This window comes from Microbacterium sp. 10L49, from assembly GCF_056395125.1.
Genome location: NZ_JBFTIW010000003.1, coordinates 194,513 through 209,184, shown reverse-complemented (window position 1 = coordinate 209,184; position 14,672 = coordinate 194,513). Strand labels below are relative to the sequence as shown.

Annotated in this window: 13 protein-coding genes; 3 read left to right on the top strand and 10 right to left on the bottom strand. The window is 70.6% G+C overall.

The genetic code is table 11. The features are described from left to right. Nucleotides 1–72: 72 nt before the first annotated feature. Both AC1DCT_RS08870 and cds1 read right to left on the bottom strand, forming a co-directional pair. Nucleotides 73–582 (bottom strand): glycine cleavage system transcriptional repressor, encoded by a 510-nt coding sequence (locus tag AC1DCT_RS08870; RefSeq protein ID WP_441976930.1) that lies wholly within the window; start codon nucleotides 580–582, stop codon nucleotides 73–75. Nucleotides 583–728: 146 nt separating this feature from the next. Then, complete coding sequence (gene cds1 / locus AC1DCT_RS08865) at nucleotides 729–1,796, bottom strand: L-cysteine desulfhydrase Cds1 (RefSeq protein WP_441976929.1); 1,068 nt, start codon at nucleotides 1,794–1,796, stop codon at nucleotides 729–731. 117 nt (nucleotides 1,797–1,913) lie between these two features. Between cds1 and AC1DCT_RS08860 the strand changes: the two genes are divergently transcribed. Continuing rightward, nucleotides 1,914–2,426, top strand: a complete 513-nt coding sequence (locus AC1DCT_RS08860; protein WP_477428639.1) for a VOC family protein — start codon at nucleotides 1,914–1,916, stop codon at nucleotides 2,424–2,426. A 159-nt stretch (nucleotides 2,427–2,585) separates the two neighbouring features. Here the strand turns inward: AC1DCT_RS08860 and AC1DCT_RS08855 are convergent, their stop codons facing one another. Next, nucleotides 2,586–3,056, bottom strand: coding sequence for a MarR family winged helix-turn-helix transcriptional regulator (locus AC1DCT_RS08855; protein WP_477428637.1), 471 nt, complete (start codon nucleotides 3,054–3,056; stop codon nucleotides 2,586–2,588). Nucleotides 3,057–3,155: 99 nt separating this feature from the next. Between AC1DCT_RS08855 and AC1DCT_RS08850 the strand changes: the two genes are divergently transcribed. Then, complete coding sequence (locus AC1DCT_RS08850; RefSeq protein ID WP_477428635.1) at nucleotides 3,156–4,274, top strand: ABC-2 transporter permease; 1,119 nt, start codon at nucleotides 3,156–3,158, stop codon at nucleotides 4,272–4,274. Between the two features lie 79 nt (nucleotides 4,275–4,353). On the opposite strand, the gene AC1DCT_RS08845 is transcribed toward AC1DCT_RS08850, so the two are convergent. Next, nucleotides 4,354–5,340, bottom strand: a complete 987-nt coding sequence (locus tag AC1DCT_RS08845) for an acetylxylan esterase (RefSeq protein WP_477428633.1) — start codon at nucleotides 5,338–5,340, stop codon at nucleotides 4,354–4,356. A gap of 200 nt (nucleotides 5,341–5,540) precedes the next feature. Between AC1DCT_RS08845 and AC1DCT_RS08840 the strand changes: the two genes are divergently transcribed. Next, the gene (locus AC1DCT_RS08840) at nucleotides 5,541–6,320 is read left to right on the top strand and encodes a DeoR/GlpR family DNA-binding transcription regulator (RefSeq protein ID WP_477428632.1); all 780 of its coding nucleotides are present in this window, start codon (nucleotides 5,541–5,543) and stop codon (nucleotides 6,318–6,320) included. Between the two features lie 11 nt (nucleotides 6,321–6,331). Here AC1DCT_RS08840 and AC1DCT_RS08835 read toward each other — a convergent pair whose 3' ends face one another. The 6 genes from AC1DCT_RS08835 to AC1DCT_RS08810 all read right to left on the bottom strand — a co-directional run bounded on the left by AC1DCT_RS08835 (nucleotide 6,332) and on the right by AC1DCT_RS08810 (nucleotide 14,589). Continuing rightward, nucleotides 6,332–7,240, bottom strand: coding sequence for a LacI family DNA-binding transcriptional regulator (locus AC1DCT_RS08835; protein ID WP_477428630.1), 909 nt, complete (start codon nucleotides 7,238–7,240; stop codon nucleotides 6,332–6,334). A 68-nt stretch (nucleotides 7,241–7,308) separates the two neighbouring features. Beyond that, nucleotides 7,309–9,570 (bottom strand): FAD-dependent oxidoreductase, encoded by a 2,262-nt coding sequence (locus AC1DCT_RS08830; RefSeq protein ID WP_477428628.1) that lies wholly within the window; start codon nucleotides 9,568–9,570, stop codon nucleotides 7,309–7,311. Nucleotides 9,571–9,654: 84 nt separating this feature from the next. Next, nucleotides 9,655–11,469, bottom strand: coding sequence for a BNR-4 repeat-containing protein (locus AC1DCT_RS08825; protein ID WP_477428626.1), 1,815 nt, complete (start codon nucleotides 11,467–11,469; stop codon nucleotides 9,655–9,657). 7 nt (nucleotides 11,470–11,476) lie between these two features. Continuing rightward, on the bottom strand, nucleotides 11,477–12,793 hold the full coding sequence (locus tag AC1DCT_RS08820) for an extracellular solute-binding protein (protein ID WP_477428624.1): 1,317 nt from the start codon (nucleotides 12,791–12,793) through the stop codon (nucleotides 11,477–11,479). Between the two features lie 45 nt (nucleotides 12,794–12,838). Continuing rightward, on the bottom strand, nucleotides 12,839–13,738 hold the full coding sequence (locus AC1DCT_RS08815; RefSeq protein WP_477428623.1) for a carbohydrate ABC transporter permease: 900 nt from the start codon (nucleotides 13,736–13,738) through the stop codon (nucleotides 12,839–12,841). Then, nucleotides 13,735–14,589, bottom strand: coding sequence for a carbohydrate ABC transporter permease (locus AC1DCT_RS08810; RefSeq protein ID WP_477428621.1), 855 nt, complete (start codon nucleotides 14,587–14,589; stop codon nucleotides 13,735–13,737). Before AC1DCT_RS08810 ends, AC1DCT_RS08815 begins: the two co-directional genes overlap by 4 nt. Nucleotides 14,590–14,672 lie beyond the last annotated feature (83 nt).

The following is a 14,672-nucleotide window of genomic DNA, read 5'->3' as shown; positions in this document are numbered from 1 at the left end:
GCAACCGAATCCATCCTGAATACGGTGCAGTCCAGCGCGCCAACTGCGTGCCGACGCTTGCCGATGGGGCACTCAGCCGACGGTGATGTCGACCTGGAGGTCGTGCGCGATCCGCTCCAGCGCGGCGCGCAGGGCCTCCGGATCCGCATCCGCCGGCACACGTGCGACCACCGACGCCTCGAACAGGCGTCCGCCGGCCATCGCCGCATCACGGGTCTCGGTGGTCATGCTCTCGATGCTCAGGGCGTGCTCGTTCAGCACGCTGGAGATCTCGCGCACGATGCCCGGCCGGTCGTTGCCGAGCACCTGGATCGACAGCTCCTGCGCGGCCTCGGCCGATTCGGATCCGGATCCCGGATGCACCGCGATCGTGAGCAGTCCGTCGAGCCCGTGCAGCGACGCGCGCAGCTCCTCGACCCGCTCGACGGGCACCGATACCTGGACCACACCGGCGAACGTGCCTGCGAGCTCGGCGAGGCTGCTGTTCTCCCAGTTGCCGCCGTGCTCGTCGACGATGTGCGCGACGGTCGCGACGAGACCGGGACGATCGGATCCGACGAGGGTGAGGATGAGCGTGGTCATGCCGCCAGCGTAGGGGAGCCCAGTCCCGGACCGCGAGACCGAACCCCTGTCCCGAGACCGAGGACAAGAACGTCGGTCTCGGGACGCCGTTTCGGTCTCGCGGTCAGCCGCGGGATCCTCGGGGCCGGCTGGGGCCGAGGCCCGGCTCAGCCCTCGGTCCACTCCCCGGTGGCGAGGAACTGCTCCAGGCGCGCGCGGTGCGGGGCGAGATCCCAGCCCTTCGCGGCGACCCAGTCGTCGGAGTAGTAGGTGTCGAGGTAGCGGGCGCCGCCGTCGCAGATGAGGGTGACCACGCTGCCGCGCTCGCCGTCGCGCAGCATCCGGGCGATGAGCTGGAACGCGCCGACGAGGTTCGTGCCGGTGGATCCGCCCGCCCAGTGCAGGGTGCGCTGCTTGAGCAGCCGGATCGCGGCGATCGACGCCGCGTCGGGCACGGGGATCATCTCGTCGATGACGCCGGGCACGAACGAGGGCTCGACGCGCGGTCGCCCGATGCCCTCGATCCGGCTCGGGGTGCCGGTCGTGAACGACGGATCCCCGTTGCGCCAGCCGCCGTAGAAGGCCGAGCCCTCGGGATCCACGACGGCGATGCGGGTGTCGTGGCGGCGGTAGCGCACGTAGCGGCCGAACGTGGCACTCGTGCCACCGGTGCCGGCGCCGACGACGATCCAGCTCGGGATCGGGTGCCGCTCGCGGCTCAGCTGGCTGAACACGCTCTCGGCGATGTTGTTGTTGCCGCGCCAGTCGGTCGCACGCTCGGCATAGGTGAACTGGTCGAGGTAATGCCCGCCGCACTCGGAGGCGAGGCGCTCGGCCTCGGCGTACATTGCCGCTCCGGAGTCCACGAAGTGGCAGCGGCCGCCGTAGAACTCGATGAGGTCGATCTTCTCCTGGCTGGTCGAGCGCGGCACGACCGTGACGAACGGCAGCCCCAGCATCCGTGCGAAGTACGCCTCGGACACGGCGGTGGATCCGCTCGACGCCTCCACGAGCGTCGTGCCCTCGTGGATACGGCCATTGACCAGTCCGTACAGGATCAGCGACCGGGCGAGACGGTGCTTCAGGGATCCGGTCGGATGCACCGACTCGTCCTTGAGGTAGAGGTCGATACCCCACTCCGCGGGCAGCGGGAACACATGCAGATGGGTGTCGGCGCTGCGGTTCCCGTCCGCCTCGAGCAGGGCGATGGCGGATCCGGTCCAGTCGGAGGTCATGACAACGAGGGTAGCCGGGGTCGTCGACGCGGATCGGGTGTCGCCGTCCGTCGAGGGGGCGCGGTACCCGGCCCACCGGTGCCCGGCGATGTCCGACCCCCGCCGTAGTCTGCCCGCATGGAGAGCACGATGATTCTCGACCCGGCCGCCGTTCCGGGCCATGGTCGGTCACTCAGCCCGTTCGTCATCCTGCAGGACGCAGACGGGTTCATCCGCTTCGCCGAGGCGGTTTTCGATGCGCGTGAGCTCGTCGAGGTGCGCACTCCCACACCGACCGGCAGGCTGATCCACGCGGAGATCCGGCTCGGCGACTCCGCGATTCTCATGTCGGATCCGATGCCGGGGTGGGACGTGCGACCGGGGTTGTTCCAGGTCTGGGTCGCCGATGCCGAAGCGGTGGTTGCTCGTGCGGTCGAGCGCGGCGGTGTCGTCGTCACCCCGCCCACGCCGTTCTACGGCGCGGTGACGCTCGCCCGGGTCTCGGATCCCTGGGGCAATCTGTGGTGGCTCTATCAGCCGGTGCCCGGTCAGCCGGATCCGCTGCCTGCCTGGGAAGGGGGCTCCGACGTGGTGTTCCGGACCCTGGACGAGCACATGCGCGCGAACTCGTCGAGTGCAGGATCTGCGTGACGCGAGGACGCTGACGGCGCGTCAGCGCGTCGACCCAACCCAACCCGGCCGGGTCGGGTTGGGCCGAGGTAGCGCGGTCGTGTCAGTTCGGGCCGCGTCAGGTCGTGTCGAGTCATCACAGGCTGCGCCGGCCTCAGGTGGCACCGCGTGCGGTGGCGCTCACGCCTCCGGGCCGGAGTTGTAGCGCTCGAGGATCTCGGCGAATCGCGCGACGTCCGCGGTCGTCCACTCGCGCATGCGGCGGTCGGTGACGTCGCGCATCGCCCCCGCCTGCGCAGAGAGCAGATCCTGGCCGCGTGTCGAGAGCTGAAGCGGCTGTCCGCGGCGAGAGCTGCTGGAGGCCTCCGCCGGCAACTCTTCGATGAGCCCAGCCTCGAGCAGCGCGGCGGTCTGTCGTGAAGCGGTCGACCGGTTGAAGCCGAAGTACTCGGCGATGTCGACGACGCGCGCGCCCGGATTGTCCGCGAGCATCCTCAGCAGCGTCTGGTCGACATGCGAGATGGTGCCGGAGGAGCGATTGCGCGTGGCGCCGCGGCGCGCGACGACGCTCAGTCCGGTGTGCACCCGCGCCAGCGCCGCGTCGCGCGCGTCATCCGGTGGAGGCGCGGGGGAGATGCGGTCGGAGGGCATGCCCGGAGTCTAGGTCCATGTGTTGCCTAACACAACTTACGTGGTATGGTTCATGACGTTCCTGTTGCGTTTTGCAACATTGATGTCGTCCCCCGTGAAATGAGCATCGTGACCGCCGCGCCGACTCTGACCGCCGCCTCCGCTCCGTCGTCCCTCGCCCCGACGCGCGCCTCCGCGCAGCGCGGCCCCGCCCTCGGCCTTCCGTCCGCGGCCACGTGGCGCTCGATCGGGGCGCACCTGCTCATTCCGCTCTTCCTCGCGATCGGCATGGCGTTCGCCTACCTGGGCGCATTCCACGCCCCCAGCGCACACGATCTGCCGGTCGCCGTCGTCGGGACGACGCCACAGGCGGCCGTCTTCGCGCAGACGCTGAACGACAAGGGCGACGGCAAGGTCGCCGTGCGCACGGTCGCCGACGCTGCGCAGGCGAAGCGGTGGATCGTCGATCAGAAGATCCTCGCGGCCTACGAGGCGACGCCTGAGGGGGCGAACCTCTACGTCTCCCGCGCGGCTTCCGAGGCCGGCGCCGCCACCGCGGAGACGATCTTCCTGCCGATCGCCTACCAGCAGCATCTGCCGGTCAACGTCGTCGACGTCCGCCCCGGCACCGTGCAGGATCCGGGCGGGCAGACGCTCTTCTTCCTGCTCGTGGCTCTGAGCGTGGGCGCTTATGCGAGTGCGGTCGCGATCGCCGCGGCCACCGCGCGGCTGCGCGCCGGCTGGCGCCTCGGGATCGGTGCGGTCGTGTCGTTCGTCCTCTCCGCGATCGCGGTGATCATCGGCGGGGGCGTCTATCAGGCGCTGAACGGCAACGAGTGGAGCATCTGGCTGCTCGGAGCCCTCTATGTCTTCGGCATCCTGTCGATCGGGATCGGCCTGCACCCGATCCTCGGCAAGTGGACCACGCCGGCACTCACCGCGCTGTTCGTGATGCTGAACTTCACGAGTTCTGGCGGTGTCTATCCCGCCAGCCTGTCGCCCTGGTTCTTCGCGGGCCTGCACTCGTTCTGGAACGGCGCCGCCTGGCTCGACGCTGCCAGGGCGCTCACCTACTTCCCGGATCAGAGCATCGGCTTCGACGCACTGCGCCTGGCGCTGTGGGCCGTCGCGGGCGTCCTGCTCGTCGTGATCGGAGCGGCCTTCACGCGCTCGCGACGTGTACTCGCCGAGTCGGCCCGCGATGCGCAGGAGGCCGAGACGGACCTGGTCGCCGCCTGACACGCCACGCGATCGCGCGGAGGTCGGCCGTTGCGTCTCGCGTTCGGTGCGCCCGCGCGTGAACGCCGTTCCTATCGACTCACCCGGTCCGTGGGCGTGCTCGCGTCACGTGCGCCAGGCCCGCGATCTCGGCGGCGCGGATGACCTCCTGACGCCCCGGGTAGTCCGCGTGGCCGGCGGGAAGCACCGCGAGCTCGAGGGATCCGGCCGACCGTTCCACCGCGTTCGCGACCGCGAACTGGCCGGGCGGTGGCACGTTCGCGTCCCAGAGGGCGGCCTCGACACGCACCGGAACCCGGGCGTGCAGCATCGACGTCGAGGCGTCGAACCGCCGCAGCGTCTCGCGTGCGGCGGGGTGGGCGAGCACGTGCCGGCGCATCGCCTCGCCGCTGCCCAGGCAGGGAGCGGCCAGGCGCAGGTCGTACTGGCCGAAGCTTGGCACGATCAGGGTCGCGGCGAAGTACCGGTGATCCCAGGGCAGGGCCAGCGCCCCCACCCCGCCGCCGAAGCTCTCGCCGACGTATGCGAGGGGGAGGGATCCGATCACCGCCTGCAGCGCGTCGGCCGCGAGCCAGAGGTCGCGTGCGCACAGCCCGAGCACGAAGCGATCGGCGTCCTCGATCCCGGCGATCACGTGCTCGTCGCGCACCGGCGGCGCGCCGATCCGGCTGTTGAGCGCGCCGAGACCCCGTGCGACCGGGAAGATCGCGGCGGCATCGGCGGGCACACGCTCGAACTGCGGCGCCAGGCGCCCTCCGTAGCCGTGGCTGTGCACGAGTCCGATCCGCGCCGGATGCTCGAGTGGTTCGGCGAACCAGGCGCGAAGCCGTGTGCCGTCGGCGCCGGTGTGCTCGACGATCGAGACGCGGCGGCCGTCCTGCACCCCGACGGGGGTCAGCGCCGGCGCTGGGTCGAGCCGCGCCGCGTCCGCCCGCCACGCGAGCCAGCGCTCGACGAAGTCCTCGGGAGCGGGGACCGGTTCCACTGCGCGCAAAGCTGCCAGGTCGTACCCGTAGGTGCCGTCGATCTCGGCATCCGGGAACCAATGGTCATACGGGTCGATCATGGCCGGATCCTCCCCGGGGTCCGACGCGAGCGAGGGCCGGAGGATGACGAGGAACGGCGTCGGCCGGCGGGGCCGGATCGGATGCGGGAGTCTGCCTCTGCAGACGCTCGCGGTGCCGACCCGGGGGTGCGAGCGCCGGCGATGAGCGGGGCTGCCGTGCCCCGCGTGGCAGACTGGAGCCCGGATCGGAAGGAGCGCAGGTGCTGGTATCGGAGCGACGAGAGCGCATCCTCGCGCACGTCAGCGAGCACGGCACGGTGACCATCCCCGAACTCGCGCAGCTCCTCTCCGTGAGCCCGATGACCATCCGTCGCGACATCGATCTGCTGGCTGAGGAGGGCGGCGTGCGCAAGGTGCGCGGCGGCGTGCGCGCTCCGTCGAAGGTGCCCGCACCGAGGTTGCCGGCGGCGGTCACCGCCGAGCGTCGAGCCGTGGCCGCGCTCGCCGCAGGGCTGGTGGAGCCGGGCATGGCGGTGGGGATCTCCGGCGGTGCGATCTCGCTCGCGCTCGCCGAGGAACTCGTCGGCGTCCCCGAGCTGACGATCGTGACGAACTCGCTGCCCGTGTCCGACCTGTTCGCCCGCTCCGACCGCGCCGATGAGCCGTACACGCAGACGGTCGTGCTGACCGGCGGCGTGCGCACCCCCGCGCAGGCGATGGTCGGCCCTGTGGCGGTGCGGGCCCTCGAACAGCTGCACTGCGACATCGTGTTCCTCGACGTGCACGGCCTGGATGTGCAGGCGGGGATGACCACGATGAACCTGCTCGAGGCCGAGACCGATCGCGCGTTCATGGCCGCGGGCCGCGAGGTCGTGGTGCTCGCCGACCACGGGCGCTGGGGTGTCGTGGGGCTCACCACGGTCGCCGACCTCGACGACATCGATCGGCTCGTCGTCGACGCCGGCCTTGCCGATGACGCGCGCGCGCAGCTCGCGGCGCACGTCGGCGAGCTGCTCGTCGCGGATCCCCGCGAGAGCTGAGTCCGCGGCGATCATCGGCGCGCGGTGCTCGCTCGTTCGACCAGGCGAGTCCCGACGGTGACGTGGCGCACCGGCAGATCCGTGCCGGGAGGCGCGGTCAGCTGGCGCTCCAGCTCGGTGAACGCCGCTTCGACGAGCTGCGCGTGATCGGGGGCGACGGTGGTGAGCGCGGGCACGGCGAAGCGCGCGGCGCGGATGTCGTCGATGCCCGTCACGGCCACGTCGCCCGGCACATCGCGGCCGGCCGCATCGAGGGCGGCGAGCGCGCCGAGTGCGATCGAGTCGTTGGCGCACACGATCGCATCGAGGTCCGCGACGGCAGCGATCATCTCGGCGGTCGCGCGAGCGCCCTCCTCGGAGGTGAAGGTCGTGACCTGGGCGACGATCGCCGGATCCGCCGGGATCCGTGCGGCCTCGAGCGCCTCGACATAGCCGGTGTGGCGGCGGTCGACGGCGTCGGACGGACGGGAGTCGCGGCGTCCGATGAACGCGATGCGACGCCGTCCACCCGAGAGCAGGTGCTCGGTGGCCAGACGAGCGGCAGCGCGGTTGTCGATCGTGATGTGCGTGAACGGACTTGCCTGGATGTGCTCGCCGAGCAGCACGAGCGGGCCCGGCGCCGTGCGGCGGGTGAGGTCGCTCACCGTGAGCGAGCGCGGGATGTGGATGAGCCCGTCGGTGGGCGGCAGGCCCACGCCGTCGGCCACCGCGATCTCGCGGGCGTGGTCGCCCTCGGTCTGCACGATGAGCACCGCCAGCCCGCGCTCGTCGGCGCTGCGCACGAGCAGCGACGTGAGCTCGGCGAAATAGGGCTCCTCCAGGTTCGGCACGGCCAGTGCGACCAGCCCGGTGCGCGCGGCCCGCACGACCGGTGCGGAGCGGCGCGGCTCGTCTCGGGGCGGGTCAGCGGGGCGGGTCACGGCTCTCCCTGAGCTCAGGCGTCGGGCCGGGCGGGATCGACCGGTGCCATTCACGTTAGCGCCGCCGATCACGACTGCACCCGCAGGGCGATGACACGTGCCTCCGGCGCGCCGTTGGTCGCCGTGACGACGAGGCGCACGGCGCGGACCGCGCCGACGTGCGCGGGCACAGGGTGCACGCGGAGGCGGTGCCGGTTCGCGGTCTCCTCGGCCACCGGGATCCACGCGCCGGATCCGTCCTGCAGCACCTCGATGCGGTAGTCGCGGACCAGCTGCGGGAGGACCTCGTCCGGGCTGCGGTGGTGATGCAGCGTGTTCAGTTCGAGATCGACGTCGTCGTCGAAGACCACGCGAATCTCGCGCGCGGCGACCGAATCCGGCCAGTCCAGGCGCAGCCAGGCCGGTCCGTCCGCGAGCGGCGCTGAGGCCCACATGTTCGGCCCCCCGAACGGGCGGTTGAAGCCCGAGACCGCGCGCTCGGGCGCGAGCGCGGCGCTCTCCGGCTCGGCGCGGAAGACGACCGCGCGGCCCCGGAGCGGTTTGGTGGGCCATTGCACGAGCAGCTCGTCCTGACTGATCTGCACATTCTGGTCATCGTTGTCGGCGCGGTGCACGAGGGTGAGCACCCCCGGGGCGAGCGGCGTTCCGGCGGCGGTCAGGTGCACGCGCACGGCCGGGTTCGCGCGCAGCACGACGATCGCGTTCTCCGGCACCGCGGGCGCGTAGGGCGTGTCGACGCGGATCCAGGACGGTCCTCCCGCAGGCACCCTGACGGTGGCGGTGTGCTCGAGGCGCGCGGGGATGACGTTCTGGCGGATGCCGGTGGAGTGCACCTCGACGGTGAGCTCGGTGTCCTGGTCAGAGGCGAGCAGCAGTTGCAAGGTGTCGAGCCGAGGGTGCACCGGGATCACGAGGCCGAGATCGTCGGTCAGCGACTTTGCGTCGGGATCCGCGCCCTCGGTCGCGATCTCGGAGCGGAAGCCGGATGCCGACACGCGCGCCGCGCGCGCGAGATCCTCGGGATCCTCGTTCGCGACGCCGATCAGGGTCGCGTCGGACCGCAGGAGCAGCTGTCGCAGCTCGGCGCGGCGGGTCGCGTGCAGCTCGCGTGGCGTGACATCGTGCGCGACGCACATCGCGGCGGCGGTGCCGGCGGCTTCGCCCATGGCCGCGCACGTCGCCATCACGCGCGCGGCGCCAAACGCGATGTGCGTCGCCGAGATGTTGCGCCCGGCCATGAGCAGGTTCTCGACGTTCACCGAGTAGAGCGAGCGGAACGGGATCTCGAACACGCCCTCGCTGAAGCGCTGCAGGGCACCCGCGCCGGTGGCGTACATGCCGTCGGCCGGGTGCAGGTCGATCGACCAGCCCCCGAAGGCGATGCCGTCGTCGAAGGCGGTCTGCCCGATCACGTCGTTCTGGGTGAGCGTGTGGTCGCCGATGAACCGGCGGTACTCGCGCTTCCCGGGCAGATTGCCGATCCACTCCAGGGTGAGGTTCTCGGCGTCGAACTCGCCGGAGTTCTTGATGTGATCCCAGATGCCCAGAATCACCGAGCGCAGCTCGTCGCGGATCCGCTCGTTGTCGTGCACGATGTCGAGCCGGCCGCCCCACTCGATCCACCAGTAGTGCGCGCCGCTGTCGCCGGAGCGGATGATGCGCGAGGACGGGATCGGGGTCGTGCTGATGTCCTTCGCGGACTCGGGCGCCACGTACTTCACGGGATGCCCGACATCCTTCGTGTAGAAGAGCAGCGTCGATCCGAGGAACTCCCGCTCGGGCTCCGCGGGCGCCCAGTCCTCGTCGAACTCGGCACGACCCTCCTTGCCGAGCCGGTGCCGGGCGCCGACCAGCGCACCGACGAGACCGTCCCCGCTGCAGTCGAGGAAGAACGGCGCGGTGAAGACCGTGCGGATCTCGGATCCGAGTGTCCAGCCGGTCACGGAGCGCACCCTGCGCGCGTCATCGGGTCCGTCGGCGCGCGCCTCGATCACCTCGGTGTTCAGGAACAGCTCGATGTTCGGCTCCCGGCGGACCGCGTCGAGCACGACGTCGTCCCAGTAGATCGGGTTGCCCTCGGGGTTGCGGTACTGGTTCTCCCGGTACAGCTCCCCGATGATGCCGGTCTCGCGGGCCCAGCGCTGGTTGCCGTGCGCGGTCGCGCCGCACACCCACACGCGCACCTCGGAGGAGGAGTTGCCGCCCAGCACCGGGCGGTTGTTGATGAGCGCCACGCGGCGTCCGAGCCGGGCCGCGGCGACGGCCGCGCTGACGCCGGCGAGTCCTCCTCCGACGACGACGATGTCGGCATCGACGGTCTGGGTGCGCATGGGATCTGCTCCTGGGGGTTCTGGGTTTCGCATCGGTGGGGAGGGATGGGGGCGGACGCCGGGCGACGGCGCCCGCCCCGAGTTTCAGGGCACGGCGGCGATCGCCTCGACCTCGTACACGCGCGCCACGTTCGTGGTCGACGCCGACGGGGTCTGGATCAGAAGGCGCACGGCGTCGGCGGTCGCCCCGCCGGCGTTCACCGTGACGGTGCCGGCGGTGTTGCCGGCGAACGATCCGATCTGCGTCCAGCCGGCCGCCGTGCGCACCTCGACGGTGAAGTCCCTGAGCACGGACAGGGCGGGATCCCCCACCGAATAGCCGCTGCGCACCCGCACGAGTTCGAGGGCCTGCGCCTGCGCCCAGGCCACCGTGTAGCTGGGGTGCGCGTCCGCCGTCGCTGAGATCCACCGGCTCGCATCGGTGCAGACGCCGTCGATCGCGCGTTCCGGGCCGGTGTCGCTGCGCAGCTGCGACGACGCGGTCGCCGTGCCCGTGCGTGCGAGGTTCTGACCACCGGAGTCACCGCGGATGCCGGCCACGACGTCGGCCACCGTCGCGGGTGGCGGCGCGGTGCCGGTGCGCGCCACCCGGGCGTAGGTCAGCGTGCCCTTCTCCGGTGCGGAGAGGTAGAGCACATCGGCGCCGTCGTCGGCCGTGGCGGCGCGCAGGCGCTGCTGGCCGGACACCGGGGCGCCGATCGTCGTCGCCGACCACCCCGACCCGGTCGACGCGAGCATCATCACCTGGCTGCGCGATGTGCCGCAGTCCGGCATCGAGAGCACCGCGTAGACGCGCGTCTCGGATCCGGAACGGGTGGCGTCGACGGCCGCGATCGTATCGATCCCGCCGCCGAGGGCGTGGGTGTCGATCAGCGTCTCATCTGCCCAGCCCGTGCCGTTCCACGTCGCCCAGTGCACGTCGAACGCCGTCGAGCCCTGCTCGGCGTATCGATACGTGACGCCGACGAGCTGTCCGTCGGAGACGGCCATCTTCGCGGTCTGCACGGCGGGAGCGTCGGGGGAGACCGTGTTCACCGTCTCTCCCGCGGCGAACGAGCGCCAGACCGTCGCACCAGGGCCGGTCGGGCGGATGGGCCCTGCCAGCTCGGTGCCGGCGACGTCGCGGAAGGTCTTGGTGGCGGGGTCGTAGACGACGTAGGAGCCGAGGTGGCGGTACGGTCCCGCAGGCCACGGGCCCCATTCCCAGAGGATGTGCACGCGGCCGTTCTCGTCGACGGTCAGGTCATCGGCGTAGAAGGAGTAGCCCACGGCCGATGCGATCGTCGTCTCCCTGGTCCACATGCCGGTGGCGAGGGAGTAGTGGTAGAGCACCCCGTCGCGGCGTCCCTGCGGATCCGCGCCGACGCGCACCATGAGCCAGGCGTCGCCGTCCTCCCCGCGCGCGGTGACGGGGTAGGAGATCGCCGCGCCCTGATCGGGCATCTCCGCGCTCACGTCGACGAGCGAGGTCACATCCCCCGCGATGGTGGAGCGGAAGTAGTGCCAGGGCTCGTGGTGCATCGACACGAACGCATGGATGACGCCGGATCCGTCCACGACGATCGAGGGCTGATTGTGACCGTTGTCGTCGAGGAAGTTCGCACAGGCGCCGGCGGCCGTGCGCAGGCAGCCGGTGGTCCAGGTGCCGTCGGCGGCGCGGGCGGCCAGGTGCACCTCGTGCCGGCCGGTCGTGGCGGTGACGTTGTAGGCGAAGTACGTCGTGTCGCCGACCACGGCGAGCGGGTTCCACCAGCCGGATTGGTTGGATCCGTCGACCGTCACGGGCACGGTATCGAGTGACGGGACGGGCGCGTCCGCGGCCGCCCCCGGGGCGGCGAGCAGGGTCGTCGCGAGGGTCGCGGCCGCCGCCGCGGCGGCGCCCCAGGTGCGCAAGGACATCGACGTCTCAGCCGATCAGCTTCTGCGCGGCCTCGCCGGCCTGGGCCATGGCATCCTTCGGGCTCTGCTGACCCACGAGCACCGCCTGCACGCGCTCGGCGACGACGGTCTCGATCTGCGCATACTGCGGGTACACCCAGAACGGGTTGGTCGTGGCGGTCTTGGTGATCCGCTCGGCGAACTGCGTGCCGAACGCGTCGGCGGCGACCACGTCCGACGCGAGCGCCTTGGTCGTGACCGGCGGGAGCCCGCGCTGCTTGTAGTCGCCGAGCACGGCGTCCAGGTCGCTCGTGGCCCACTGACCGAAATCGGCGGCGGTGCGGGCGCCCTTGTCATCGCCGACGACCACGATCGCGCCGCCCCAGACCAGTGCGCGCGGGGTGTCGCCCTTCTTCAGCACCGGGCGGGCGTGGGCGACCAGCTTGCTGTCCAGGTCCTTGTCGGGCGAATCCTTGGTGACGGCGCTGCGGCCCACCGGGGCGTCGTCGTAGATCGCGGTGCGGCCCTGCGAGAACAGCGAGCGGGCGTCGAAGCGATCGACATCGGCCGCGATCAGGCCCTGGTCGTACAACGACTTGTACCAGGTCACCGCCTCGACGCTCTCGTCGTCGCCGATCGTGACCTTGCCGTCCTTCACGAGCGGGCTGCCGAACGTCTGCATCCAGATGAGGATGTCCTTGAGCTGCGCGGCCTTGGTCGACGCGGCGTACGGGATCAGCCCGTTGCCGAGCGCCTTGAGTTTCTTCAGCGCCGCCTCGTAGTCGTCGATCGTCGTCGGGAACTCATCGATGCCGGCCTTGGTCAGCAGCTCGGAGTTGCCCACGAGGCCGATCGCGCCGATCGTCCAGGGGAAGCCGTACTGCACGCCGTCGAACCGGGCCGCCTTGAGGGCGGCGTCGGTGTAGTCGCGACCCTTCGTGAGCGGGGAGACGTCCTGCAGCTTGCCGACGGCTGCGAGCGAGGCGAGCCAGGCGACGTCGACGTGCGCCGCTCCGGTGAACTGCCCGCCGCGTACCTGCAGCATGAGCTGCTTGAAGTACTCGTTGTACGGGAACGAGACCTCCGTGACGGTGACCTTCTTCTGCTTCGCACGGTAGCCGTCGAGCAGCGCCTTGATCGCCGGGGCGGCGGCCTGTTCGGTGAGCGACCAGCTCGAGAACGAGAAGTCGGCGGGTGTGAAGGATCCGGCGGCGAACCCCGACGGAGCGGCGCTGGGTCCTGCGGCGGCTCCGCCGGAGGGCATGCAGCCGGCGAGGGCGACGCCGGCGGCGCCGAGTCCGGCGAGCGAGAGCAGCTGGCGGCGGGTGAGGCGGGTGGAGTTCATGGGCGGGTCTCTCTTCTTCGAGGGTGTGGATGGGATCGTGCGGGGTCAGCCCTTGACCGCGCCGGCGGTCAGACCGCCGACGAGGAAGCGCTGCAGGGCGATGAAGGCGATGGCGACGGGGAGCGAGACCGCCAGGGAAGCGGCCATCAGCTCGGGCCAGGCGGTGGAAGCCTCGCCGATGAACGTGTTCACGAGACCCGGCGGCAGAGTCTGCTTGTCGGGACCGGCCAGGGTGAGCGCGAAGATGAAGTCGTTCCAGCCGCGCACGAAGGCGAACAGGCCTGCGGCGACGAGGCCGGGAGCGGCCAGCGGCATGACGATCGAGTGGATGATGCGCGGCCGCGAGGCGCCGTCCATCCGGGCGGCCTCGATGAGCTCGTCCGGGATCGTGTCGAAGAACCCCTTCAGCATCCACACGCACAGCGGCAGCGTGAAGGTCGTGAACGACAGCACGAGCGCGGTGTACGTGTTCAGCAGGCCGTAGGCGCTGAACACCGCGTACAGAGTGATGAGCAGCAGCGCCTGGGGGAACATCTGCGACGCGAGCACGAAGTACATCAGGCTGCGACGACCGCGGTAGCGGAACTTCGAGAACGCGTAGCCCATGTAGGCCGACACGATCACCGAGAGCACGGCGGTGATCACCGAGACGATCACGCTGTTGCGCAGGTAGCCGAAGAGCGCCGGGTTGCCGGCGAGCGCGGCGTAGGCGTCGAAGGTGATCTCGGTGGGGAAGAGCTTCGGCGGATAGGAGAACACCTGCGTGCGCGGAGTGAGCGAGGTCGCCAGCAGCCAGTAGATCGGCAACAGCGCGAATCCGCCGAAGACGACGATCGAGACCCAGGCGGCGATCTTGACCGCGCGATGATCGCGCCGGATGCGGCGCCGCCGGGGCGCGGGGGCGGGCGCGATGGTGGGAGCGGACTGCTCGAGCACGGCGGTCATTTCTTCTCCCCCTTCTCCGAGAAGCGGACGTAGACGACGACGAGGCCGAGCAGCAGGATCATCCAGAGCAGGCCGATCGCACCGGCGTGGCCGAGATCGAACCCGGTGAACGCCGTCTCGTAGACGGCGGTCGCGAACGTCTGGGTGGCGCCGGCGGGACCACCGCCGGTGAGCACGTAGATGATGTCGAAGTGCTGGAAGTTCCAGATGAACTCGAGCAGCAGGACGAGGCCGATGATCCCGCGCATCTGCGGCACGGTGATCGAGAAGAACCGGCGCACGGTGCCGGCGCCGTCGATCTCGGCCGCCTCGTGCAGCTCGTGCGGCACGGTCTGCAGACCGGCCAGCAGCATGACCATCATCCAGGGGAAGGACTGCCACGTCTTCGCGACGATGACGGCGATCATGGCCGTGGTCGGATGCGCGAGCCACGCCTGCGGCTCGTCGATGAGCCCGAGACCCTGCAGCAGGGAGTTCATCACGCCGTAGTTGGCGTTGAAGATCCACATCCACAGGAACGAGACGACGACCCCGGGGATGAGCCACGGGATGAGCATGAGACCGCGCAGCACCTTCGTGCCGCGGATCTTCGTGCTGAGCGCCAAGGCGAGGCCGAATCCGATGACGAACGGGGCCAGCGTGGTGCCGAGCGTGAAGACGAGCGTCTGGCCGAGCAGGCGAAGGAAGTCGCCCTGCAGCACGTCGATGATGTTCTGCATCCCGACGAACTCGCGGCCCGGCATCACCAGGCTCTGCTTGAAGAACGCGGTGATGAGCGCGGTGATGAGCGGGTAGACGACCACGGCGAGCAGGAGCGCGAGCCCGGGCACCGTGAGCAGGAACGCGAACATCCCATCACTGAGGCGGCGTGGTCTTTTCTGTGACTCTTTGTGAGACAAAGTGAGCGGTTCTGTCATCGAGGGCGTCCTTGGCC

Coding starts and splice junctions, on each gene's coding strand:
- AC1DCT_RS08870 (WP_441976930.1), bottom strand. CDS start 582: ATGACCACGCTCATCCTCACCCTCGTCGGATCCGATCGTCCCGGTCTC.
- cds1 (WP_441976929.1), bottom strand. CDS start 1,796: ATGACCTCCGACTGGACCGGATCCGCCATCGCCCTGCTCGAGGCGGAC.
- AC1DCT_RS08860 (WP_477428639.1), top strand. CDS start 1,914: ATGGAGAGCACGATGATTCTCGACCCGGCCGCCGTTCCGGGCCATGGT.
- AC1DCT_RS08855 (WP_477428637.1), bottom strand. CDS start 3,056: ATGCCCTCCGACCGCATCTCCCCCGCGCCTCCACCGGATGACGCGCGC.
- AC1DCT_RS08850 (WP_477428635.1), top strand. CDS start 3,156: ATGAGCATCGTGACCGCCGCGCCGACTCTGACCGCCGCCTCCGCTCCG.
- AC1DCT_RS08845 (WP_477428633.1), bottom strand. CDS start 5,340: ATGATCGACCCGTATGACCATTGGTTCCCGGATGCCGAGATCGACGGC.
- AC1DCT_RS08830 (WP_477428628.1), bottom strand. CDS start 9,570: ATGCGCACCCAGACCGTCGATGCCGACATCGTCGTCGTCGGAGGAGGA.
- AC1DCT_RS08825 (WP_477428626.1), bottom strand. CDS start 11,469: ATGTCCTTGCGCACCTGGGGCGCCGCCGCGGCGGCGGCCGCGACCCTC.
- AC1DCT_RS08820 (WP_477428624.1), bottom strand. CDS start 12,793: ATGAACTCCACCCGCCTCACCCGCCGCCAGCTGCTCTCGCTCGCCGGA.
- AC1DCT_RS08815 (WP_477428623.1), bottom strand. CDS start 13,738: ATGACCGCCGTGCTCGAGCAGTCCGCTCCCACCATCGCGCCCGCCCCC.
- AC1DCT_RS08810 (WP_477428621.1), bottom strand. CDS start 14,589: ATGTTCGCGTTCCTGCTCACGGTGCCCGGGCTCGCGCTCCTGCTCGCC.